Origin of the sequence: Acinetobacter sp. NIPH 817 (genome assembly GCF_000368405.1) — a bacterium.
In the GTDB taxonomy this organism is placed as follows: Bacteria; Pseudomonadota; Gammaproteobacteria; order Pseudomonadales; family Moraxellaceae; genus Acinetobacter.
The window spans coordinates 1,765,607-1,788,026 of sequence record NZ_KB849420.1 but is presented as its reverse complement, the minus strand read 5'-3'; the positions used below and the strand labels follow the sequence as shown (position 1 = coordinate 1,788,026).

Sequence of the window (22,420 nt, the reverse complement as noted above, 5' to 3'; positions counted from 1 at the left end):
TCTAATGTGGGTGAATCTCGATCTTTACTGATCTCTGCTCAGGCAACAGCAGCGCGTTTGCGTGCGGAAGTTAATGGTACGCCATTGGTTTTTCCTGACATTGTGATGAAAGAACCAAAACTTGTACATGAAGAAACGGCGCTATATCGTTCACGTCGTGCTGATCTTGAGCAAACACTTGCGGGTTTAAAACAAGCTTTACAACTGGTGCAACAAGAGCTGGCAATGACAGAACCGTTAGTGGCTAAAGGTGCGGCAAGCGAGGTGGAAGTTTTACGTTTACGTCGTGAAGCAAATGATTTGCAAAACAAAATGAATGATGCGCAGAACCAGTATTATGTTAAGGCTCGTGAAGAGTTATCGAAAGCAAATACGGATAGTGAAACGCAACAACAAATCGTGCTGGGTCGTAGTGATAGTTTAGATCGTGCAGTGTTTAAAGCACCGGTACGTGGTGTTGTAAAAGAAATTGCAGTCACAACCCATGGTGGTGTTATTCCGCAAAACGGTAAATTGATGACCATTGTACCGATTGATGAGCAGCTGCTTATTGAAGCGCGTATTTTGCCGCGTGACATTGCCTTTATTCGTCCGGGACAAGAAGCACTGGTTAAGATTACTGCCTATGACTACTCAATTTATGGTGGTTTAAAAGGTAAGGTTACGGTTATTTCACCAGACACGATTCGTGATGAAGTGAAACAAGACCAATTCTATTATCGTGTTTATATCCGCACTGATTCTGACAAGCTTTATAATAAAGAAGGTAAGGCTTTTGGAATTACACCGGGTATGGTGGCAACAGTAGATATTCGTACAGGTGAAAAAACCGTACTGGATTACTTACTTAAACCGTTTAATAAAGCGAAAGAAGCGTTACGAGAAAGATAATAAAAAAAGCCCCGAGATTCGGGGCTTTTTTATGGGTTTGATTCTATTAAATTCACGTTATAATTTGATTTTTATTATGCTTTATTTAATTTATGGCTTTTACGATTGCATCACAGATTACATTTGAAGAAGAAATTAAAAAAAGCAGATTTCAGGCTATTGCTGCGCCAGTCGAAAATGAACAGCAAGTTAAAGAATTTTTAGAACTCAATAAAGATATTTCGACAACTCACCAATGTTGGGCGTGGAAAATTGGGCATAACGTACGCTTTAACGATGATGGTGAACCATCAGGAACAGCAGGCCGTCCAATCTTGGCTACCATTGAAGGGAATGATCTGACGAATATTATTGTGATGGTTAACCGCTGGTATGGTGGAATAAAACTTGGAACAGGTGGGCTTGTTAGAGCATATGGAGGCTGTGCTGGGCAATGCTTGCTTTTGGCTGAGCGTATTGAACTCATTGCAAAGAAAACGATTTACTTTTCTTGTCACTTTAATGAGTGGGCCATATTTCAATATGAACTTACTCAACAACAAATTGAATATCAGGAAACCTACACTGCAACAGGTGTAGATATCGAAGCAAGGCTACAAATACATCAAATTGAACCACTTGCCTTGAAACTCCGAGATGTAACACGTGGCCGTGAAGAGTTAAAAATTGAAGAGGAATTAACTGATGACTGATTCCTTATTGAAATATCGGGAGCAACATAAGCACCGCTTAAACTATATGCCATGGTTATATTGGACTTTAAAGCCTAAACATCGTGCTTGGGCTGAAGAATGGCAAAAAGAATATCAAGCTTATTTGATGGACATGGAAACTGTTGAGATTGGGGAAAACTGTTTTATTTCACCGTTAGCTCACATTTTTGCTGAGCCAGGACGTAAAATTATTATTGGTGATAATTGCTTTATCGCAGCAGATTGTAGTTTGCATGGGCCCCTTGAAATTGGTAATGAGGTCGCGATAAATCATCATTGTATTTTAGATGGTGGACGAGCTGGCATAAAATTGCATGACCAAGTTCGTATTGCAGCATATTGTCATTTATATGCATTTGATCATGGGATGCAGTTGGACCGTCCCCTTTACCAGCAGCCTGTCACTTCTAAAGGAATTGAAGTTGAGCAAGATGTTTGGTTAGGGGCACATGTTGGTATTAAAGATGGGATTAAAGTAGGTAAGCATGCTGTGGTCGGGATGAATAGTATGGTGACCAAAGATGTTGAGCCTTACCATATTGTCGGTGGAAATCCCGCAAAATTTATTCGTTTAAGAGAATAATGCAGTCTTAAGAATGTAATAAAATGTTTGATCTTTAAACAAAAAAGTTGATTTTTATACATAAACCTTAACATACCAATTTTTATCTATGTTAAGTTAAAGCTAAGTTTTAATAATAATCTCCAAGGCAATAGACCTTAAGAAGAGAGGCTAACATGAACCGTGTTATTGCGTGTATTGACTCATCACCGTGTATTAATGCTATTGCAGATGCAGCAGCATGGGTGGCTAAAGCAACCGGACGAGAACTTGTATTATTACAAATTCTAGACTATTACCCTGCAAGTTATCATCTTGGTGAAATTAGTGGAGTAATTGGCTTTGAAAGCAATGCAATGCTGCTAAAAGAGTTAGCTGAGCTGGAACAAAAACAAAGTGAACTCGCTTTAGACTATAGCAATAATTTACTCCGTCATATTTCTGATCTTATTCAAGAAAAACATGGTATTACCAGTTCAAAAATTCAAGAAAAAGGTGATTTTTTAGAACAAAGTTTTAATCTATTGCATGAAAATGACATCGTCATTTTAGGCCGAGTCGGGGAGCGAGCTGCCGAAAAACATAAACCAATCGGTAGTAATGTTGAGAACTTTATTCGCGGAGCCAATTGTACTGTTTTAACCATTGGGGAAAACTTTAAAATACCAACCCGTTTTATCTTTGCTTATGAATATTCACCAACTTGCCAAAAAATGATGCGCCGTATTGCCCAAAGTGATTTATTGCGAACACTGCAATGTCATTTGGTATATGTGGGTGATCATCCAGAAATATTAAATGAACCTGAGCATTACCTGAAACAAGCGGGCATTGATGTTGTGACCGTTTATCGCTATGGTGATGTTGCACAAAATATTTTAGAGTACCAACAAGAACACGGTATTCAAATTATTGTGCTTGGCGCATTTAGTCATAGCAAGATTCATCAATTCTTCTTAGGAAGTATTGCGACAACCATATTCCGAAACGCGACTGTACCGTTACTTGTGGCTAAATGATAAGACTTCCATATAGTTATCCGCAAATCTTGTGGATAACTATATGGAAAAGCAACAGTAATAAAAGTAATTTATTGATTATAAATAATAAAATAAAAAAGATGATTTTTTAACCATTATTTCACAATTGCAATTGCGAAGCCATCATGACCTTTTGAACCAACCGTTTGTAAGGCTGTACAAGACAATATTTGTGGGTGATTTTCGAGAGCTTTAAACATTTCACGGATGCCTTCAATACTCGGTTTTTTATTATCTGGATTTAAAATATCACCTGCGCGAATCACATTATCCAGCACAATAATCGTACCCGATCTAGAGAATTTTAGACTCAATTCTAAATATTCAGGATAACCCTGTTTATCTGCATCAATGAAAATAAAATCAAAAGGCTCGATAGATTGAGGATCAATTGTAGACAGAATATCAGCAGCGCGGCCAGCTCTAAGATCGACTTTTACCGGAAGGTTAGCATGGTCGATATTTTTTTGAGCCATTTCTGCATGAGTAGCACGGCCTTCAATTGTGAGTAAATAACCATCTTCAGGCAAAGCACGACCCAACCAGATGGTACTGTATGCAGCAAAGGTTCCAATTTCTAAAACTCGTTTGCATTTATTCATTTGAATAAGCATCTGCAAGAACATACCTTGATTAGGTGCCACTGCAAGATGATTTGAAAAGCCGTGTTCGTCGGTATTCTTTAATGCATATTCGAGTCGCGGGTCTTCAGGAATTAAATGTGAATCGATATATTGGTCAATGTCTGTCCACATCTGCTGCATAATCAAATTTACCTATATGTTGATCGGGCTATTTTAAACGTTTATGTCTAGAGTGCAAAAACCTTCGGTTCAAGAAATTTTGGTTGATTATTGAATAAGCAAATTACTTTTTCTAAACCGATCACCAAAATTAAAAAATGATCACAAAAGGCTCATTTATTGCTTATTTTATAAATGATTAGTTAGGAATGTATAAATAAGATGAATATTACGTTGGGTGCTTTCACAAATGTAGATTTTGAAGAAGCTATTGAAGTTTATTGTTTAGCTTTTAGTCGTGAGCCATGGAATGAGCAATTTGATGATTTAGAACCAATGAGAAAATATTTTGAGAGTTATTTTCAATCTGCATGTTCTTTTGGCTTTTGTGCAAAATGGGAAAACCAATTAATTGGAATTGGGATGGGACATATTCATCCGACCATACAAGGAATACGTTATTCTCTAGATGATTTTTTTATACATCCTCAATATCAAGGCAAAGGAATAGGTACCCAGCTTTTAAAGCATATAGAAGGAAAGTGTAGGGAAAATAAAATAGAAACCATTGTTCTACACACGTTAAGAGATTCTATTTCTGAAGATTTTTATAAAAAGCATGGTTTTAAAACGCGTTCAAAACTTATCTCTTTAGCTAAACGCTTGTAATAGGCTTAAGTAAAAACTCCTTTCGATTGAAAGGAGTTTTTTAATTTAAAAATTACACATCGAACTATTTCGAGTGAGGTCTGGTCCCCAAGTGCGATAGCCTTGAGTATCAATATGAATTTGCCCAGAGCTATATAATCCAATACCCATATTTAAGCTTTGACCATGCTGAGCCCAGAACTGACAAAGTTTAAACTTGGTATTTTCGATAAATGCATAATCTTGAGCTTGTGGGAACTCAGGGCCAATACGGAAATCGATTGCCGAGTTAAATAAATGTTTAGATGAGCTTGCGCCACCTGCACATTCATTTAAAGGTAAGTCACGGTAAACCGAGGTTACTTCAAAGTCAGTTAGAACTTTTGCTGCAACTAAATATTTAAATACGCGTAGGGTCGATAAAGAGTTGCCCCAAAGTTCGCGATTAGGCACGGCATATTCTGAGCGGCCACATTTTTGCCAATCACGTGCTGAGCGTAATAACTCAAAACTTGGCACAATGCCTGCGACGTTGTTTCGGGTTAAGAAGTTTTCGTATTCACGAACACGTTGGTAATTTTCACCAGAGCTTAACCAGCCTCGATAAGACGCAGGCTCAACTTTAGGGGGGATCGGGCGCTCGATAATAACGCGCTCTTGTGGAATAAAGATTCGTTTACCACTTGGAGAGGTTTTGCCTGTTGTTGTGTGTTGGGGAGAGCTGACACAACCTACCATAACCGCTGGGATTATGCATAAGGGCACCAGACTCTGCAAAAACTTCCGCATAAGAAAAATTAAGCACTTATAAATATTGCGGCTATTTTAATGCAAAACAGTGCACAAATTACGAGGAATTTGCAATGAAATGTTTGAATAGGGTATAAAAAAGATCAGCGGTTGCTGATCTTTTTTTGAAATTACTTTTCAAGATATTGTAATTTATCAGGTTTGCCGTTCCATTCTTCACGGTCAGCTGGTTGATCACCAATTTGCGTAATGTTAGGCCATTTTTGAGAAAGATCAGCATTTAATTCAATAAATACTTCCTGACCTTCTGGTAACTCATCTTCAGAGAAAATTGCATTTGCCGGGCACTCTGGTTCACATAATGCACAGTCAATACATTCATCCGGATTAATCACTAGGAAATTCGGACCTTCGTAAAAACAGTCAACAGGACAAACTTCTACGCAATCTTGGTATTTACATTTAATACAATTTTCAGTGACAACAAAGGTCATGGCGACAGCTACCTAAAAAATATGGTTTCATTTCGAATAGCTTATTTTAGGCAAAAAAGGGGTAAACAAACAATTGCTTTTATTGATATTCTTTATTCATGCATATGAAGATAAGTTAATGCGTTGATAATCAAACAGATCTTCGAGCCTTAGGAACTGCGAATCTATAAAATTAAAATAATAATATATTTTATAAAACAATAACTTAAAAAATATTTTATTTAATTATTTAGATGTCATTTGAGTCAAGGCATCTATTTTAATAAATACCTTAACTTTTCATTTTTTCTTTTACAAATTTTGATTTTCAGCTTTTTTAGCTAAAAATCCTTAAATCTTGAGAGTTAAACGTTACAAATTAAATGAATATCTTCAGGTTCGAGCTGCCAAAGTTGTTGATCTGGAGCACTTAGAGGTTCTGCACCATGTTTCATATAGAAGTCTACAGTGCGCCGACTTGGGGTTGCTGAAATATACAGTTGTTTTGCACCGAGTTGCTTGGTGGATGCTTTTGCGGCTTGCATAAGCTTAGTACCAATGCCTTGACCTTGCTGGTCTGCATCGACATAGAAATAGTGGAGTAACTTTGCGTGAGGGTAATCCACTATAAGTTGATTTGAGACTACGCTTATACCAATCATTTTTTCAAAAGCATCAAATACGCCGACAAATATTGAACCTTGCTCAAAGAGTTGTTTCAGTTTAGGTGGGTCATTTTCTAGATGGTATGCGTCCCAATGTTGTACATCAAAAAAACAATCAACTAAGTCTAGATGTTGCTGTTTTTGTATGTAGTTTTGAGTAATTAATTCACGGCGGCTAATTTGCTGCCAAATAAGATCGATTTCTGAATATTGCAAAGATCTTAAGATCATATAAATATTATTCTCCAATATGAATAAGCAGACCTAAGCCTACTTATTCGAATTTGATTTATTAAGATTTCAGTGCCGCTTTCAGCTCATAGAGTTGTTCAAGTGCCTGACGAGGCGATAAGTTATCGACTTCAATTTGCTTAAGTAAATCTAGAGCAGGGGATGAAACTTCGATCTCGACAACTTTTTCTATAATTTGTGAACCAGAGTTTGCATCTGGTGGAGCAAACAAATCATTTTGAAAGCTGGTTTGTAGATGTTGCTGCTGCTGTTTTTCTAAGATACGCAAACGCTTCTGCGCTTCTTTAATAACATTGGCAGGAATACCCGCTAATTTTGCAACTTGTAAACCATGACTTTGACTCGCAGGGCCTTGCTGAACTTTATGCAATAAAATCAAATTGCCGTTTAGCTCTTGCGCCGTCACATGATAGTTATCAATACCTGCTTCACTACCCAGTTCAGTCAACTCAAAATAATGAGTGGCAAAGAGACATAAACATTTTATGCGCTTCGTTAAATCAACTACGCAAGCCCAAGCTAAAGATAAACCGTCATATGTACTGGTTCCGCGGCCCACCTCATCCATTAAAACAAGAGATTGATTGGTCGCATGATGCAGAATTTGCGAAGTTTCTGTCATCTCAACCATAAAGGTAGATTTACCTGTAGATAAATCATCGGCTGAACCAATACGAGTGAAAATTCGGTCAATTGGACCAAGCTTGGCTGCTTTAGCAGGAACATAGCTACCACAATAAGCAAGTAAACTAATTAATGCTGTTTGACGCATGAAGGTTGATTTACCGCCCATGTTTGGACCGGTAATAATTGCCATACGGTGCTGAGCATCAAGGAAAGTATCATTTGGGGTAAATGGAGCTTTATTTAATGCTTCAACCACAGGGTGACGACCTGCCTGAATTTTAATGCCTGTTTCTGGGGTAAATTCAGGACGTGCCCAATTATTTAAACGTGCTTGATGAGCAAAGTTTGCCACCACATCAATTTGAGCAATTGCTGAACTCATCATTTGTAGGTGAGCAATATTCTCACGAAGATTTTCAAGTAAAGCTTCGAATAATGCTTTTTCACGTGCTAATGCGCGCGACTCGCTCGACAGAACTTTATCTTCAAAACTTTTTAGCTCTGGCGTAATGTAGCGCTCAGCATTCTTTAATGTTTGACGGCGAATATAGTCAGCAGGGGCTTGTTCTGCTTGAGCACGAGTCAGTTCAATGTAGTAACCACTTACACGGTTATAGCCGATTTTAAGGGTGTTAATACCTGTGCGCTCGCGTTCTTTGATTTCTAAATCAATCAGGAACTGACCTGCATGATCGCGAATTTGGCGTAATTCATCAAGATCAGCATCATATCCTTCTGCAATTACATTGCCATCACGAAGTAATACTGGTGGATTTTCAACAATTGCTGCCATCAAATGCTGATGAAGCGCTTTGAAATCTCCAAGTTCTTGATCAAGTTGAACTAATAACTTGGATTTTTTCGCTTGAATGACTGGAGTTAACGCCGTTCTTAAAGCTGGAATTTGTGCACATGCGTGACGAAGCTGTACTAAATCACGTGGTCGTGCACTGCCTAATGCTACACGGCTAAGTACACGTTCAATATCGCCAATTTCTTTAAGCACTAAACGAACAGGACTTTCATGGTAGCCTTGAATGAGTTGCTCAATCGCATCTAAACGAGCATCGAGTAAGGCCGTATCACGAACAGGTTGCATGAGTGTGCGGCTTAATAAACGGCCACCCATTGCAGTTTGGCAATCATTTACCAGTTGAAATAATGATGTTCCATGTTCAAACAATGGCTCGATAATTTCTAGATTACGGCGCGTGATTGGGTCGAGCGCAATAAAGTCTGTACTTTGTTCAAGCTGAATTGAACGGATATGTGGTAATGCAGTTTTTTGGGTTTCTTTTGCATAGTGAATGAGTGCAGCGGCAGCAGCTTTAGCTAAAGGTAATGGGTCTAAACCAAAACCTGAAAGCGTTGATACCGTAAACTGGTCACATAAAGTTTTTTGTGCGTTATTTAGATTGAAGTCTACATTTGGGCGTTTGGTAACAGGGCATTCTAAGTGTTTTTTAATTTGCTCGATAATATTTGTGTCGACCAAGTCTTCATCAATCAAGATTTCACTTGGCATTAAACGTGCAAGTTCAATAGGTAATTGTTCTGGCTTGTAATCTTGTTGTTGAACTTTAAAAATGCCTGCACTTAAGTCGAGTAACGCGAAACCAATCTGGTTTTGATGAATGCATAATGAAACGAGATTAGACGATTGATAACTGCTGAGTAATGCATCATCAGTTAAAGTACCCGGTGTAAGAATACGAACAACTTTACGATCAACCGGACCTTTACCTGTTACTTCTCCCACTTGTTCGCAAATGGCTACAGTTCGCCCAGCTTTGACAAGACGAGCAAGATAACCTTCGGCTGAATGATATGGAACGCCTGCCATTGGAATCGGGTTGCCGTTTGCTTTACCACGATGGGTTAAGGTAATACCTAAAAGTTTAGCTGCTAAATGGGCATCTTCAAAGAATAGTTCATAAAAGTCGCCCATACGATAAAACAGCAACGCATGTTGATAGTCTTTTTTAACCTTGAGATATTGCTGCATCATTGGAGTGTGGGTGGAGAGATCGGCCATGATTTCAGCGCTATTCATGCGTAATAAACCCTTAAAAAATCAATAATATTTTACGTTTGGTCATCTAACCAATTCTAACAACTTCTGTGTAAATTGGACTTAATCTAAGAAAAAAGTATACCTTTTAGTGTACCTTTTTTATGTCAAAATTGAGTCAACAGTGTGTGAGCTTAACTTAATTTCTCACGGTTGCCATCTTAACAAATTGAGACTGATTGGCAAAAAGGATTCCTAAAATGAACGAGGAAATAAGCAGCAAAAAGAAAATAACCTTATCAGCTTGAACTATCAGTCAATTTCTCATGCATAAAATCAATGATCGCTCTTGTTTTAGCGGGTAAGTAACGACGATTTGAATAAAGTGCAAACAATTGCAATGGCGCTACTGCTTGTTCAAACTTAATTTCGATTAGGCGACCGTCATTAATATAAGGTTGGCAAGCTTGTTTCGATAGAATTGCGAAACCGACACCTGCTACAGCTGCTTGTCCTGCCATCTCTCCGCTGTTTACCCGATAATGTCCTTTAACCTTGATGGTCTCGAATTCTCCCTTTTTATTCACAAACTGCCAAGGAGCACCTTTGAGTGCACTTACTGTTGTAATACAGGGTAATTCTTCAAATTGCTGGATATGAGTCGGGGTGCCGTAACGCTGAATGAGGGATGGGGCTGCAACAATGGTGCAAGGGATAGTCACCAGATGACGTGCGATGTAGTCACTGTTATCCATCTGACCACGGGTAATAATAATCGCTAAATCCAGATCATCTCGCAAAGATTCGAAACCTGATAAATTTGTGACACAGCTGATCTCAAGGTCTGGGTACTGACAGGCGAAATCGGCAATAATAGAACTAAGCAATGCAGGACCTATTTCATTGGGAATACAGATTCGCAATGGGCCTTTGAGTTGTATTTGCCGCAACGTTAATTCTATTTCAGTTTGCTCAAGCGCCTCTAGTAATGGCTTCGCTCGGGTGTAGAGTAACTGTCCTGCCTGAGTTAGTTTCATATGTCGGGTGCTACGCTCAATGAGCTGAAGATCCAATTTTTCTTCTAACTGAGAAATACAGCGACTCACGTTTGATGTCGGCATTTCAAGGATTTTCGATGCTCCAACAAAACTTTCTCTTTCAACCACAGCAATGAACACTTTCAGGGCATTAAAATCGAGAGCTGGACGCATCAATTATCCTATATTTGATAATAATAAGTGCCATTTCTACCATGTAATAAACACTATTGATAGTAGTTAAACTTGGATATCTTTCATCCATAGGTTGCTTGCTATGCCATCGATTACGCAGACATTTAATCATAAAGCTCTCATGCGGATAGCCATTGTTATTGCTATTGTCCAGTTCACGAATGCACTGGAATATATGGTGTTCAATCCTGTTTTTGTTTTTATGGCAACAGATTTCGCAGTACTAGTATCATTCTCAGGCTATGTGTCCGGCATGTACACACTAGGTGCCGTCCTTTCGGGAATTATTGCTTTTTACTGGATTGATCATTTCAATAAAAAGCGGTTTTTAATTATCAATATAGCGTTGTTGGGTCTACTAACACTTTTGACTACCTGCATATCCAGTTTTAGTCTTCTACTTGCACTTCGATTTTGTGCAGGGTTGGTGGGTGGTACGACAATGGGTGTGGGTATAAGTATATTGATAAACAACGCACCGCCTAATTTACGGGGAAAAATGTTGGCGACGGTGATCGCGTCATTTTCAATCGTAAGCATTGTAGGAATGCCCACAATATTATTTCTATGCACTCACTATGGTTGGCATGTGGCTTTGTGGCTCATAAGTGCATTGTGTGTGTTGGCACTGCCATTGATTGTATCCATCATTCCCCAAGACCCAGTTTCTTTGGATACGTTCCCTAAGCTGCCTCTTGATAGGGACACTTTACTGTTCGCTTCAAGTAATGCGTTTGTTCAGTTTAGTCCTATGCTGGTTATTCCTATTCTGGCACCATTAATGATACAGCAGCTAGGCGCTTCGCAAGACCTACTACCTTGGTTATTTTTTAGCGGGGGCATAATGGGCTATTTATCTACAAAAATTACAGGGGTATTGACCTCCCGTTTTTCGGCTTTGATGTTGGCCACAGGTTCAACGATCGTCTTTATACTGAGTTTGCTGATACCAATTTTAGGCCATCAGCATGCGACGTTATTTATTAGTTTATTTCTCGGCGCATCTTACAGTCGTTTGGTGTCATCTTCGGTGGTTTCGATTCAGTTTCCTGATGATAGGCAAAGAGCTGGATTCTCTTCGTTACAGACCTCAATTATGTATCTCGTTACAACCATCGCATTTTTTCTGTCTGCTTTTCTATTACCTGATCATGGCATGGCACCACAAAATCTAAACAAGTTACTGGCGATATCCGCAATTTCCGCAGCAGTGTTTCCAATTCTCGTTATTATTATGCAAAAGAAACTGGCTAAACGTTTTCATCTAACATAATTCTAAAGTCGTTATTTTTCGATCCATTAAAAGGATGATGACTAAAAAGATTTTGGCCTTTGGCTTATCACTAGTTTGAAGACTATATTATTTCTTGTGGTGTAAGTTTAACGCCTATGTTGAATAAAAAAACTGATGGATATTAGCTATCCATCAGTTTGAGTTCTACTTATAAATCACGAGCAACTAAAGTTAAAATGTCGTAGGTCGCAACAAGTTCACCACGCTGGTTTTTGACTTTAATATCCCACACCACAACGCCATGCGCAGGCTGAGACGGGTCTTTTTGTGGCTTAGGTGTTTTTTGCTTACAGGTCAATTCAACCTGAATCGAATCACCAATTTTAACTGGTTCAACAAAGCGTAAGTTGTCCATACCATAGTTGGCAATGACGGGACCTTGTGCTGCATCTACAAATAGACCTGCTGCGGCAGACACAATGAAATAGCCGTGTGCAACGCGCTCACCAAAGAAAGACTCGGCAGCTGCAATTTTGTCGGTATGCGCATAGAAATAGTCACCGCTTAAACCAGCAAAGTTGACAATATCTGCTTCGCTTACGGTGCGACGCGCCGTTAATAAACGTTCACCAATCACTAATTCATCAAACGACTTTTTAAATGGATGAACGCGGTCTTCGTTAACTTTCGAGCCAGCAGTCCATGAGTGGGTAATTTGAGTCAGGCTGTTTGGAGAACCTTGAATAGCAGTGCGTTGCATATAATGTTTAACGGCGCGAATACCACCTAATTCTTCACCGCCACCTGCACGACCAGGGCCGCCGTGTACAAGATGAGGCAGTGGTGAACCATGTCCTGTACTTTCTTTTGCCGACTCTGCATCGAGTACATGCACACGGCCATGCCAAGGTGCAATTTTTTGAATAATCTGTTCAATATTTTCATCGTTATTTTTAACGACTGAAGCCACTAAGCTACCTTCACCACGTGAAACAAGATCGCTAAGCTCTTCAATGTTTTGATATGGCATGAGGGTACATACAGGACCGAAAGCTTCTGTGGTATGAACATTTGTTGCTTGTAAAGGTTGTTCGCAGAGCAATAAAGTTGGAGCGAAAAAAGCACCTTTTTCAGGATGATCTGCATTAAACGTAAAGGTCTCGTTGCCACCAAAAACGATTTTTGCATCTTTGCTAAGCTCGGCAACTTTTTCTGCAACGTCATGTTTTTGCTTAATGCTCGCCAAAGCGCCCATGGTGGTTTCTTCTTTTTGAGGGTCACCCACCCCAACTTTGGCAAGTTTGGCAGTGAGCTTCTCTTGTACATTGGCTAATAAATTTTCAGGAACGAAAGCACGACGAATGGCAGTACATTTTTGGCCTGCTTTTGTCGTCATTTCACGGAAGACTTCACGCACAAATAAATCGACAGTTTCTTCATTTGCCTCAGGGCTTAAAATTGCACTGTTTACCGAGTCGGCTTCCATACTAAATGGAATCGAATATTTATTGAGGTGAGGGTGGTTACGTAGTTTTTGACCTGTGTAGGCAGAACCTGTAAACGTAACGCAGTCTTGTGGGCCTAACTGTTCTAACAAGTCATAAGTCTGACCGCAAATCAGTTGTAGCGAACCTTTTGGTAATACATGTGCTTCTTCAATGGCTTTTACAACAGCTTGAGTTAACTGAGAGCCATCGGTTGCAGGTTTAACAATACATGGCACACCTGCAAGTAGTGTTGGTGCAATCTTTTCAAGCATTCCCCAAATTGGGAAGTTAAAAGCATTGATGTGAACGGCAACACCCGCTTTAGGACTTAAAATGTGTTTAGCGCCGAAAGTGCCGTTTTTAGATAACTGAATCCAGCTGTCTTCGGTAATAATTTTTTCGTCATTGAGTTCACGACGAACCAGACTCGAATAAGCAAATAATGTCTGGATCCCACCTTCAATATCAATCCATGCATCTTTACGAGTTGCACCTGTTGCATAAGCAAGTTTGTAGAACTCTTCCTTGCGTTCAAGTAAATATTGGGCAATTTGTTTTAAAGCGTTTGCACGTTGGTGGAATGTCCAGTTTGCCAACTCTGAACCATTTTGTTTGGCATATTGAACAACACGTTTCATATCAATGCCATGACTACTTACGGCATAAATAGATTCACCTGTAATGGCATGGAAAACTGGACGTAGTTCTTCGCTTGTCGAATGCCATGTTCCATAGACATAAGAAGCAAGATGAGGTAGTTGATGCTCAGACTGCTGAAAATCTGTGTCTGTCGAGGTTCCTTCTAGGTGTGCTTGTTCAAGCATGACCAAACTCCTTTTTTATGTGATACATCAATTATAAAAATTGCAAAAATATGATTCATAATTTCAGATTAATTTGTCTAAAAGTCAACTTTATTTTGATTTTGAAAAGTAAAAAAGTTTTTTACAATTACTTTAATTATATTTATTTCAATTGTTTAATGTGTTTTTAGGAGGGGGATTTAATTTGATACCAAAAAAGTGATTGACTTTGTTTTTAGTGTATCGAAAAATAGATTTAAGGGTGATACCTACAGGGAATGAAAGAATGGAAAACAACTACCAGAAATTTGAACAAAATATTGCCAATGAAATTACGATCGAGGCTAAGGATCAAATGCCTGATGCCTATCGCAAAACATTGATTCGTCAAATCGGGCAACATGGCCATTCTGAAATTGTAGGTATGTTGCCTGAAGGGAACTGGATTACTCGTGCACCAACTTTAAAACGTAAAGCGGTCTTATTGGCGAAAGTACAAGATGAAGCGGGTCATGGTTTGTATTTGTACAGCGCGGCAGAAACTTTAGGTGCTGACCGTGATGACATGATGGAAAAATTAATTGATGGGAAAATGAAATACTCATCAATTTTTAACTATCCAACTTTGACTTGGGCAGATGTTGCTGCAATTGGATGGCTTGTCGATGGGGCAGCTATTGTGAACCAAGTTGCGCTTTGTCGTACCTCTTATGGACCATATGCACGTGCAATGGTACGTATTTGTAAAGAAGAAAGTTTCCACCAACGCCAAGGTTTTGAAGCCATGATGGCTTTGGCAGGCGGTACACCAGAACAAAAACAGATGGCACAAGATGCGGTAAATCGCTACTGGTGGCCAGCACTCATGATGTTTGGTCCAAGTGATGAGCATTCTCCAAACAGCGCACAAAGCATGGCATGGAAAATCAAACGTTTTAGTAACGATGAATTACGTCAAAAGTTTGTTGATAACACTGTGCCGCAAATTTTACAGCTAGGTTTGGAAGTTCCAGACCCAGATTTAAAACTGAATGAAGAAACAGGCCACTACGAGTTTGGCGAGATCGACTGGCACGAATTTAATGAAGTGATTGCCGGACGTGGACCATGTAATCACGAGCGTATCGAAGCACGCCGTAAAGCATGGGAAAACGGCAAATGGGTTCGTGATGCAGCAGTGGTCTACGCGAAGAAACAGCAGCTTGAAGCGAACAAAGTGGCTTAACAAGATTTATGGAAAAATTTGAGGAAATCAAAATGGAAGATAAAAACAACTGGTCGCTCTACGAAGTATTTGTACGTAGTAAACAAGGTTTAAGCCACCGTCACGTAGGCAGCTTAAGAGCACCTGATGATGAAATCGCACTACAACATGCTCGTGATGTTTATACACGCCGCAATGAAGGAATCAGCATTTGGGTGGTTCGTTCTGAACTGATTAAGTCATCACAGCCAGATGAAAAAGCTGAATTTTTCGATCCTTCTCTAGACAAGGTTTATCGTCATCCGACTTTTTACCATATCCCAGATGGCATTGAGCACATGTAAGGGAGGATGGAAATGAATAATACAGTTTTATCTAAATTCTTATTACATATTGGCGACAGTCAACTGGTTTTATCTCAGCGTTTGGCTGAATGGTGCGGGCATGCACCTGAGCTTGAAGTTGATATTGCTTTAGCAAATATCGGTTTGGACTTGTTGGGTCAGGCAAGAAACTTCCTGACGTTGGCAGGTCAATATGATGAAGCTAAGCGTGATGAAGATCAGCTTGCGTATTTCCGTACAGAACGTGAGTTTTTAAACCTATTGTTGTGCGAACAACCGAATGGCGATTTTGCACAAACGATTGTACGCCAATGGTTGATGGATCATTACCATCTTCATCTATTTACTGCTTTAGCGCAAAGCTCACTTCCTGAATTAAGCGCGCTTGCCGTGAAATCTTTAAAAGAAGTGAAGTATCACATCCGTTTTTCGACAAGCTGGATGGAACGTTTAAGTTTAAGCACAGATGAAGCGCATCAACGTGTACAAGACGGATTAAATAATTTATGGCGCTTTACCGCTGAGTTATTTGAACTTAATGCAGACGAGCAAGCATTAGTGGCACAAGGTGTGATTCCAGATTTTTCAAATGAAAAAGAACAATGGAACCAAACCATTGCAGATGAGCTTAAGCGTTTTGAATTAAATGTTGCTGTGAACGGTGCTTATCGCCGCGGTGCAAAACAAGGATTGCATACCGAGCATTTAGGTTATTTGTTGGCTGAAATGCAAAGTATTCAAAGAACTTATCCAGGCATGACCTGGTAAGACAAGGAGGTGAGCCATGCAAATGATTCGTCATTGCATCGACCAATGTTGGGATGTTCTACAAACGGTAAGTGACCCTGAAATTCCGGTTTTATCTGTTGTGGATTTAGGCATGATTCGCGGTGTAGAGATTAACGATCAACAAGAAATTATTGTTCGTCTAACTCCGACATATAGCGGTTGTCCAGCAACAGACATGTTGAAAGCACAAATTGCTGAGGCATTTACCGCAGAAGCTTTGACGCCAGTCAAAGTCATGGTCGATTTGTCAGAAGCATGGACCACGGACTGGATGTCTGAAGCGGGTAAAAAGAAACTGCAAGTTTATGGCATTGCACCACCTGAAGGGTTGGCGCATCAATGTGGTACTCACGTTCATTTAAATGATGGTGTTGTGTGCCCACGTTGTAAAAGCCGACATACCCGACTGTTAACAGAGTTTAGTTCTACCGCCTGTAAAGCACTTTATAAATGTCAGGACTGTCTTGAGCCTTTTGATTACTTCAAATGTATTTAAGTCTTTAGATAAGGAAATCAGCCATGAGCCAATTTGTACCATTAAAAGTAAAAAGTATTACGCCGCAAACCGATCAGGCAATTTGTATTGCATTTGACGTTGTACCTGAACAACAAGAACAATTTCAATTTCAACCGGGGCAACACTTAACTATTCGCCATTTAACCGAAGCTGGTGAAATCCGCCGTTGTTATTCAATTTGCAGCTATGCGGCAAAAGAAGATATCAGTATTGCGGTTAAAAAAATTGATCAGGGTCAATTTTCAAATTGGGCAAATGACCATTTGAAAGTGGGTGATGTGCTTGAAGTGATGCCACCACAAGGCGTGTTTTTTCAAAAAGCAGCCAAGATGGGCGGACAAAACTATTTAGGCGTTGCTGCGGGTAGTGGTATCACTCCAATTTTATCAATTGTTAAGCAAGTTCTGTTTGAACAACCCGAAGCTAAATTTACCTTGCTCTATGGCAATCGCTCATGGAAACAAACCATGTTTGCTGAGCAAATTATGGATTTGAAAGATCAGTTTAAAGAACGTTTTCAGCTCATCAATATTTTTTCTCGTGAGTTCAATGACAGTGAATTAATGAATGGTCGTATTGATGAAGAAAAGCTAAAACAACTTTTTGATTTTGATGTGCTTGAAACAAGTTTTGACCATGTATTTGCCTGCGGCCCAGATGAAATGATGAATGCCGTAGAAAGTACTTTGCCAAACTATGGTATTGCAAAAGAAAAAATTCACACCGAACGTTTCCACACAGGGCAGGCTCGTAAACGTAGCGTTGAAGCGGATGCAAATCGTAAAGAAGAAAAAGTAAACATCATTTTAGATGGTCGTGAGCTGATTGTTTCTGTGGCTCAGGACGATGAAAGTATTCTTGATGCGGCTTTACGTGCAGGTGCTGACTTACCGTATGCCTGTAAAGGTGGGGTGTGTGCGACTTGTCGTTGTAAAGTTGTTTCTGGTGAAGTCGATATGTTCCTTAACTATAGCCTTGAAAAAGACGAAGTCGAAAAGGGCTATGTACTTAGCTGTCAAACCTTACCGAAAGGCCCAAATGTTCGTTTGAGTTTTGATGAGTAGAGGCTGTCATGCAAGAGTTGATCAAAGCCAGCACAGCAACTGACGGTGTTTTGTTATTAACCCTAAACCGTCCAGAAAAAAGAAATGCTTTAAACAATGCAACATTGCAGTGTTTATGCGAGTTGCTCGAAGAAGCTGAACATAATGCTCAAGTCAAAGCAGTGGTTTTAACGGGTAACTCACAATGTTTTGCGGCTGGAGCAGATCTTAGCGAGCTAGCTGCAATGGACGCCGTGACTTTGCAACTCGATATTCGCCCGAAGCTTTGGCAAAAAATTGATGCGTTTAGTAAGCCACTGATTAGTGCAGTCAATGGCTATGCCTTAGGCGCTGGGTTTGAGCTGGTTTTACATTCGGATATGGTCGTTTGTGGTGAAAATGCCCGTTTTGCTTTACCTGAAATTGGCCTTGGTATGTTGCCGGGTGCAGGTGGAACACAGCGTTTAGCGCGCTTGGTAGGACAACAACTCACCATGCGCTGGGCGATGACAGGTGAGATGATTTCGGCAAAACAAGCCGAGCAACATGGCATTTGCAGTCAAGTGGTGCCGCCCGAATTAACCGTTGAATATGCAGTGCAACTTGCAGCCAAAATTGCGAAACAAGCGCCTTTAGCGATTCGCGTGATTAAACAATCAATTAAAAGTATTCATGAAACGACTTTAAGTCAGGGACTCAAGTTTGAACGTCAAAACTTTGTCTGGCTGGCAGCTACAAAAGATCGAAACGAAGGGATTAATGCTTTCTTTGAGAAAAGAAAGCCAGTGTTTAGAGGTGAGTGATGGACTATCAAAATATTATTGCTGAAGAAAAAAATGGTGTTGGCTACCTGACATTTAACCGCCCAAAAGCACTGAATAGCTTTAACGTTGATATGCACCGCGAAGTGGCTGAGGTTTTAAACCAGTGGACCAAAAATCCGGATGTTCGCTGTGTGGTGATTAGTGGTGAAGGCCGTGGCTTTTGTGCAGGGCAAGATTTAGGGGACCGTGTAGTTGACCCAAATGCTGAAGCTCCAGATTTAGGATATTCCATTGAAACTTACTATAACCCGCTTATTAAAACGATTGTAAATATGCCAAAGCCTGTGATTTGCGCCGTAAATGGCGTGGCAGCAGGTGCAGGGGCAAATATTGCTCTGGCTTGTGACTTGGTGATTGCAGCCAAATCGGCAAACTTCGTACAAGCCTTTTGCCGTTTAGGTTTGGTTCCAGACTCTGCGGGTACATGGTTTTTACCACGTGCCGTAGGCCATGCGCGTGCTATGGGACTGACTTTGTTAGGTGACAAGCTCCCAGCAGAAACCGCAAAAGAATGGGGCATGATTTGGGATGTGGTTGAAGACGCCGAGCTTAAAACAAAAGTGACTGAACTCGCGGAACGTTTAGCGAAACAGCCTACATTTGGTTTATCTCTCATTAAAAAAGCGATTCATCAATCAAGCAACAACACCTTTGATGAGCAAGTGCTGTTAGAGCGTGATTTACAACGCATCGCGGGTCGTTCAGAAGATTATCGTGAAGGTGTGCAAGCCTTTATGAATAAACGTGAACCAAATTTTAAAGGGCGCTAAGCATGACAGATTTAGACTTATCTCGTGCCCGAATTGCCGTCATTGGTTCTGGCACCATGGGCATCGGTATTGCTCAGTTAGCCATCGTCAATGGGCACTCGACCATTTTATATGATCTGGACGCTCAAAAAGCGCAACAAGCAGTTGATGGCTTAGAGCAGACGTTTAAAAAGTTGGTTGAAAAGAACAAGCTCACACAGCAGCAAGCTGATGAAGCTTTGGCACGTTTAACTGTGGTGAATCAAATTGAAGCACTACGTGATGCTGACTTGGTGATTGAAGCAGTTGTTGAGAAAAAAGAAGTTAAACAGTCTTTATTTAAAGAGCTCGCTGAGATTTGTAGTGCGCAAACTATTTTTGCAAGCAATACATCTTCAATTTCAGTGACTGCAATTTCGGCTGGCATTGCTCACCCTGAGCGCGTAGTGGGTTTACACTTCTTTAACCCTGCGCCAGTGATGAAACTAGTTGAAATTGTACAAGGCTTAAAAACCCCAAACAGCTTATGTTTAGCTTTAAAAAACTTGATGCTTGGCTGGAAAAAAATTCCTGTACTCACCAAATCGACTCCTGGTTTTATTGTTAACCGAATTGCTCGTCCGTTTTATGCAGAAGGCTTTAGAGCACTGCAAGAACAAGTCACTAGCTACGACCAGCTAGACTATGCTTTAAAGCAATGTGGCGGTTTTGCGATGGGACCGTGTGAACTTACTGACCTCATTGGACAAGATGTTAACTTTTCAGTGACCCAAAGCGTTTATCAAGAGTTCTTTTACGAGCCACGCTACCGTCCCAGCCTCATTCAAAAAGAATTAGTCGATGCAGGAGCTTGGGGCCGTAAGTCAAAACAGGGCTTTTATACCTATAACGAAAAAAATCAGTACGAGACATTTCAGCCTCAAGCTGTGGTTGCCAAGCCAGTCGATGCCCATATTCAGCTAAAAGGGACTTGGTCTCAGCTACCTGCTTTTTTAACACGTTTAAGTTTAAAAAGCGGATCTGCGAGCGACGACAATATTCTTCAAATTGATGATATCGACTTACGTTTAAGCCAAGGTGAGTCTGCCAATATTCATTACCTGAGCCGTAAAGTGGTTTTGATGGATTGGCACCATGATTTTGAGCAGGCGCAGGCTTTAGTACTCAGCCATAACGAACTTTGTGAAGCAAGTGATCTCGCTAAAGTTGAAGCGTACTTTGCACAGTTTTGCATCAGCGTGATGTGGATTAAAGACCATCCGGCACTGTTAACCTTACGCACCATCGCTTTACTCATTAATGAAGCCTGCGAAGCAAGCCTACACGGTGTCGCAAGTCTGGAAGATATTGATAATGCCATGAAATATGGAGTGAATTATCCTAAGGGTCCTTACCAGTGGTTGACACAAATGGGCGGTGCTTATGTGCTCCAAACCTTAAATAACTTATATGCACTGTATGGAGAGGAAAAATATCGCGCGAGTATCTACCTCAAGCAATATGTAGCGAAAACTCAAAACATTGCTACTCAATATTCACGTGATATGACCGAATTTGCATAATCAGGAGTCAACATGGAAGACGTTTTAATTTGCGATTTTATTCGTACCCCAATTGGACGATATGCAGGTGCCTTAAGTGCTGTACGTGCAGATGATTTAGCTGCATTGCCCATCAAATATTTAAAAGATAAACATCCGAACCTACCGTGGAATACGGTAGACGAAGTATTTTTAGGATGTGCTAACCAAGCAGGTGAAGACAACCGTAACGTTGCACGCATGGCAACACTTTTGGCAGGCTTACCTGATACAGTGCCAGCCATGACCGTCAATCGCTTATGTGCTTCGGGTTTAGATGCAGTAGGACTTGCAGCACGCTCAATTAAAGCAGGTGAAGCGCAGTTCGTGTTGGCAGGTGGTGTTGAGTCAATGAGCCGTGCACCATTTGTACAAGCTAAACCGACCGAAGCATTTAGCCGTACACCTGAAATTTATGACACCACCATTGGCTGGCGCTTTGTAAATAAGCAACTTAAAGCGCAATACGGCACAGACAGCATGCCTGAAACTGCCGAAAATGTAGCTGAAAAATATCAAATTAGTCGTGAAGACCAAGATGCGTTTGCATTGCGTAGCCAACAAAAAACGGCTGTGGCTCAACAAAACGGTTTCTTTAACGATGAGATTTTGCCTGTCGAGATTGTAGATCGTAAGAAAAACGTGAACGTTGTTAATCGAGACGAACATCCGCGTGAAACGACACTTGAAGCACTCGCTAAGCTAAAAGCCCCATTTAAAAAAGAAGGTGGTTCGGTGACTGCCGGAAATGCCTCTGGTGTAAATGACGGTGCTGCGTGTGTATTAATTACCAACCGTGAATTTGCAGATACACATGGTTTAAAACCTTTAGCACGCGTAATTGGCATTGCAAGTGCAGGTGTTGAACCCAAATATATGGGTATAGGTCCTGTTCCGGCTGTGCAGAAAATTTTAAAGCAAACAGGTTTAACACTAGATCAGATGGATGTGATTGAACTAAATGAAGCATTCGCAGCCCAATCTTTGGCTTGTATGCGTGAACTTGGTTTAAAAGATGACGATGAACGCGTTAATCCAAATGGTGGTGCGATTGCATTAGGGCATCCGCTCGGTATGAGCGGTACACGTTTAGTGATTACGGCAACACGTGAGCTTAAAAAACGAGGTGGACGCTATGCACTTTGCACGATGTGTGTGGGTGTGGGACAAGGCGTCGCACTGATTTTGGAAAACTTAAATTAATTTAGACGGTTTTAAAAATTACATAATGAGGAGATA

General features: G+C 40.3%; 22 protein-coding genes. 15 read left to right on the top strand and 7 right to left on the bottom strand.

What is annotated here, in order from left to right:
• From F968_RS12010 to F968_RS11995, 4 genes are all read left to right on the top strand, one after another.
• Positions 1 to 891 (top strand): HlyD family type I secretion periplasmic adaptor subunit (locus F968_RS12010; protein ID WP_004793416.1); only part of this gene is annotated, 891 nt, incomplete at its 5' end.
• Between the two features lie 92 nt (positions 892 to 983).
• The gene (locus tag F968_RS12005; protein ID WP_004793414.1) at positions 984 to 1,583 is read left to right on the top strand and encodes an IMPACT family protein; all 600 of its coding nucleotides are present in this window, start codon (positions 984 to 986) and stop codon (positions 1,581 to 1,583) included.
• A complete protein-coding gene (locus tag F968_RS12000; protein ID WP_004793413.1) occupies positions 1,576 to 2,187 on the top strand; it encodes an acyltransferase in 612 nt (203 codons plus the stop codon). Before F968_RS12005 ends, F968_RS12000 begins: the two co-directional genes overlap by 8 nt.
• A 155-nt stretch (positions 2,188 to 2,342) precedes the next feature.
• Entirely contained in the window at positions 2,343 to 3,185 is an 843-nt protein-coding gene (locus F968_RS11995; RefSeq protein ID WP_004793411.1) for a universal stress protein, read from the top strand.
• A gap of 116 nt (positions 3,186 to 3,301) precedes the next feature.
• Here the strand turns inward: F968_RS11995 and F968_RS11990 are convergent, their stop codons facing one another.
• The gene (locus tag F968_RS11990; RefSeq protein WP_004793410.1) at positions 3,302 to 3,970 is read right to left on the bottom strand and encodes an O-methyltransferase; all 669 of its coding nucleotides are present in this window, start codon (positions 3,968 to 3,970) and stop codon (positions 3,302 to 3,304) included.
• Between the two features lie 201 nt (positions 3,971 to 4,171).
• Here F968_RS11990 and F968_RS11985 point away from each other — a divergent pair, with 201 nt between their 5' ends.
• The gene (locus F968_RS11985; protein ID WP_004793409.1) at positions 4,172 to 4,618 is read left to right on the top strand and encodes a GNAT family N-acetyltransferase; all 447 of its coding nucleotides are present in this window, start codon (positions 4,172 to 4,174) and stop codon (positions 4,616 to 4,618) included.
• Positions 4,619 to 4,663: 45 nt separating this feature from the next.
• Here the strand turns inward: F968_RS11985 and F968_RS11980 are convergent, their stop codons facing one another.
• The 5 genes from F968_RS11980 to F968_RS11960 form a co-directional block, all read right to left on the bottom strand.
• Entirely contained in the window at positions 4,664 to 5,386 is a 723-nt protein-coding gene (locus F968_RS11980; RefSeq protein WP_174746768.1) for a D-Ala-D-Ala carboxypeptidase family metallohydrolase, read from the bottom strand.
• A 131-nt stretch (positions 5,387 to 5,517) separates the two neighbouring features.
• Positions 5,518 to 5,841: a ferredoxin FdxA gene (fdxA, locus tag F968_RS11975; protein ID WP_003650851.1), complete on the bottom strand. Its 324-nt coding sequence runs from the start codon at positions 5,839 to 5,841 to the stop codon at positions 5,518 to 5,520.
• Positions 5,842 to 6,185: 344 nt separating this feature from the next.
• Positions 6,186 to 6,716 carry a GNAT family N-acetyltransferase gene (locus F968_RS11970; protein ID WP_004793407.1) on the bottom strand — a complete coding sequence of 177 codons (531 nt, stop codon included), beginning with the start codon at positions 6,714 to 6,716 and terminating at the stop codon, positions 6,186 to 6,188.
• Between the two features lie 61 nt (positions 6,717 to 6,777).
• Positions 6,778 to 9,417, bottom strand: coding sequence for a DNA mismatch repair protein MutS (gene mutS, locus F968_RS11965; RefSeq protein WP_004793406.1), 2,640 nt, complete (start codon positions 9,415 to 9,417; stop codon positions 6,778 to 6,780).
• 257 nt (positions 9,418 to 9,674) lie between these two features.
• Positions 9,675 to 10,586, bottom strand: coding sequence for a LysR family transcriptional regulator (locus F968_RS11960; protein ID WP_004793405.1), 912 nt, complete (start codon positions 10,584 to 10,586; stop codon positions 9,675 to 9,677).
• 103 nt (positions 10,587 to 10,689) lie between these two features.
• Here F968_RS11960 and F968_RS11955 point away from each other — a divergent pair, with 103 nt between their 5' ends.
• Complete coding sequence (locus F968_RS11955; protein ID WP_004793403.1) at positions 10,690 to 11,880, top strand: MFS transporter; 1,191 nt, start codon at positions 10,690 to 10,692, stop codon at positions 11,878 to 11,880.
• 169 nt (positions 11,881 to 12,049) lie between these two features.
• Here F968_RS11955 and paaZ read toward each other — a convergent pair whose 3' ends face one another.
• Complete coding sequence (gene paaZ / locus F968_RS11950) at positions 12,050 to 14,152, bottom strand: phenylacetic acid degradation bifunctional protein PaaZ (RefSeq protein WP_004793401.1); 2,103 nt, start codon at positions 14,150 to 14,152, stop codon at positions 12,050 to 12,052.
• Positions 14,153 to 14,417: 265 nt separating this feature from the next.
• Here paaZ and paaA point away from each other — a divergent pair, with 265 nt between their 5' ends.
• The 9 genes from paaA to pcaF are packed head-to-tail and all read left to right on the top strand — an operon-like array spanning position 14,418 to position 22,384.
• The gene (paaA, locus tag F968_RS11945; RefSeq protein ID WP_004793398.1) at positions 14,418 to 15,356 is read left to right on the top strand and encodes a 1,2-phenylacetyl-CoA epoxidase subunit PaaA; all 939 of its coding nucleotides are present in this window, start codon (positions 14,418 to 14,420) and stop codon (positions 15,354 to 15,356) included.
• Positions 15,357 to 15,388: 32 nt separating this feature from the next.
• The gene (gene paaB, locus F968_RS11940; RefSeq protein WP_000389648.1) at positions 15,389 to 15,679 is read left to right on the top strand and encodes a 1,2-phenylacetyl-CoA epoxidase subunit PaaB; all 291 of its coding nucleotides are present in this window, start codon (positions 15,389 to 15,391) and stop codon (positions 15,677 to 15,679) included.
• 12 nt (positions 15,680 to 15,691) lie between these two features.
• Positions 15,692 to 16,447, top strand: a complete 756-nt coding sequence (paaC, locus tag F968_RS11935; RefSeq protein ID WP_004793396.1) for a 1,2-phenylacetyl-CoA epoxidase subunit PaaC — start codon at positions 15,692 to 15,694, stop codon at positions 16,445 to 16,447.
• A gap of 16 nt (positions 16,448 to 16,463) precedes the next feature.
• A complete protein-coding gene (paaD, locus tag F968_RS11930) occupies positions 16,464 to 16,964 on the top strand; it encodes a 1,2-phenylacetyl-CoA epoxidase subunit PaaD (RefSeq protein WP_004793394.1) in 501 nt (166 codons plus the stop codon).
• Positions 16,965 to 16,987: 23 nt separating this feature from the next.
• Positions 16,988 to 18,049 carry a 1,2-phenylacetyl-CoA epoxidase subunit PaaE gene (gene paaE, locus F968_RS11925; protein WP_004793393.1) on the top strand — a complete coding sequence of 354 codons (1,062 nt, stop codon included), beginning with the start codon at positions 16,988 to 16,990 and terminating at the stop codon, positions 18,047 to 18,049.
• Between the two features lie 8 nt (positions 18,050 to 18,057).
• Positions 18,058 to 18,831, top strand: a complete 774-nt coding sequence (locus F968_RS11920; RefSeq protein ID WP_004793391.1) for an enoyl-CoA hydratase-related protein — start codon at positions 18,058 to 18,060, stop codon at positions 18,829 to 18,831.
• Positions 18,831 to 19,622, top strand: a complete 792-nt coding sequence (gene paaG, locus F968_RS11915; protein ID WP_000386298.1) for a 2-(1,2-epoxy-1,2-dihydrophenyl)acetyl-CoA isomerase PaaG — start codon at positions 18,831 to 18,833, stop codon at positions 19,620 to 19,622. Before F968_RS11920 ends, paaG begins: the two co-directional genes overlap by 1 nt.
• A 2-nt stretch (positions 19,623 to 19,624) precedes the next feature.
• Positions 19,625 to 21,163, top strand: coding sequence for a 3-hydroxyacyl-CoA dehydrogenase (locus F968_RS11910; RefSeq protein ID WP_004793389.1), 1,539 nt, complete (start codon positions 19,625 to 19,627; stop codon positions 21,161 to 21,163).
• Between the two features lie 12 nt (positions 21,164 to 21,175).
• Positions 21,176 to 22,384, top strand: coding sequence for a 3-oxoadipyl-CoA thiolase (pcaF, locus tag F968_RS11905; RefSeq protein ID WP_004793387.1), 1,209 nt, complete (start codon positions 21,176 to 21,178; stop codon positions 22,382 to 22,384).
• Positions 22,385 to 22,420 lie beyond the last annotated feature (36 nt).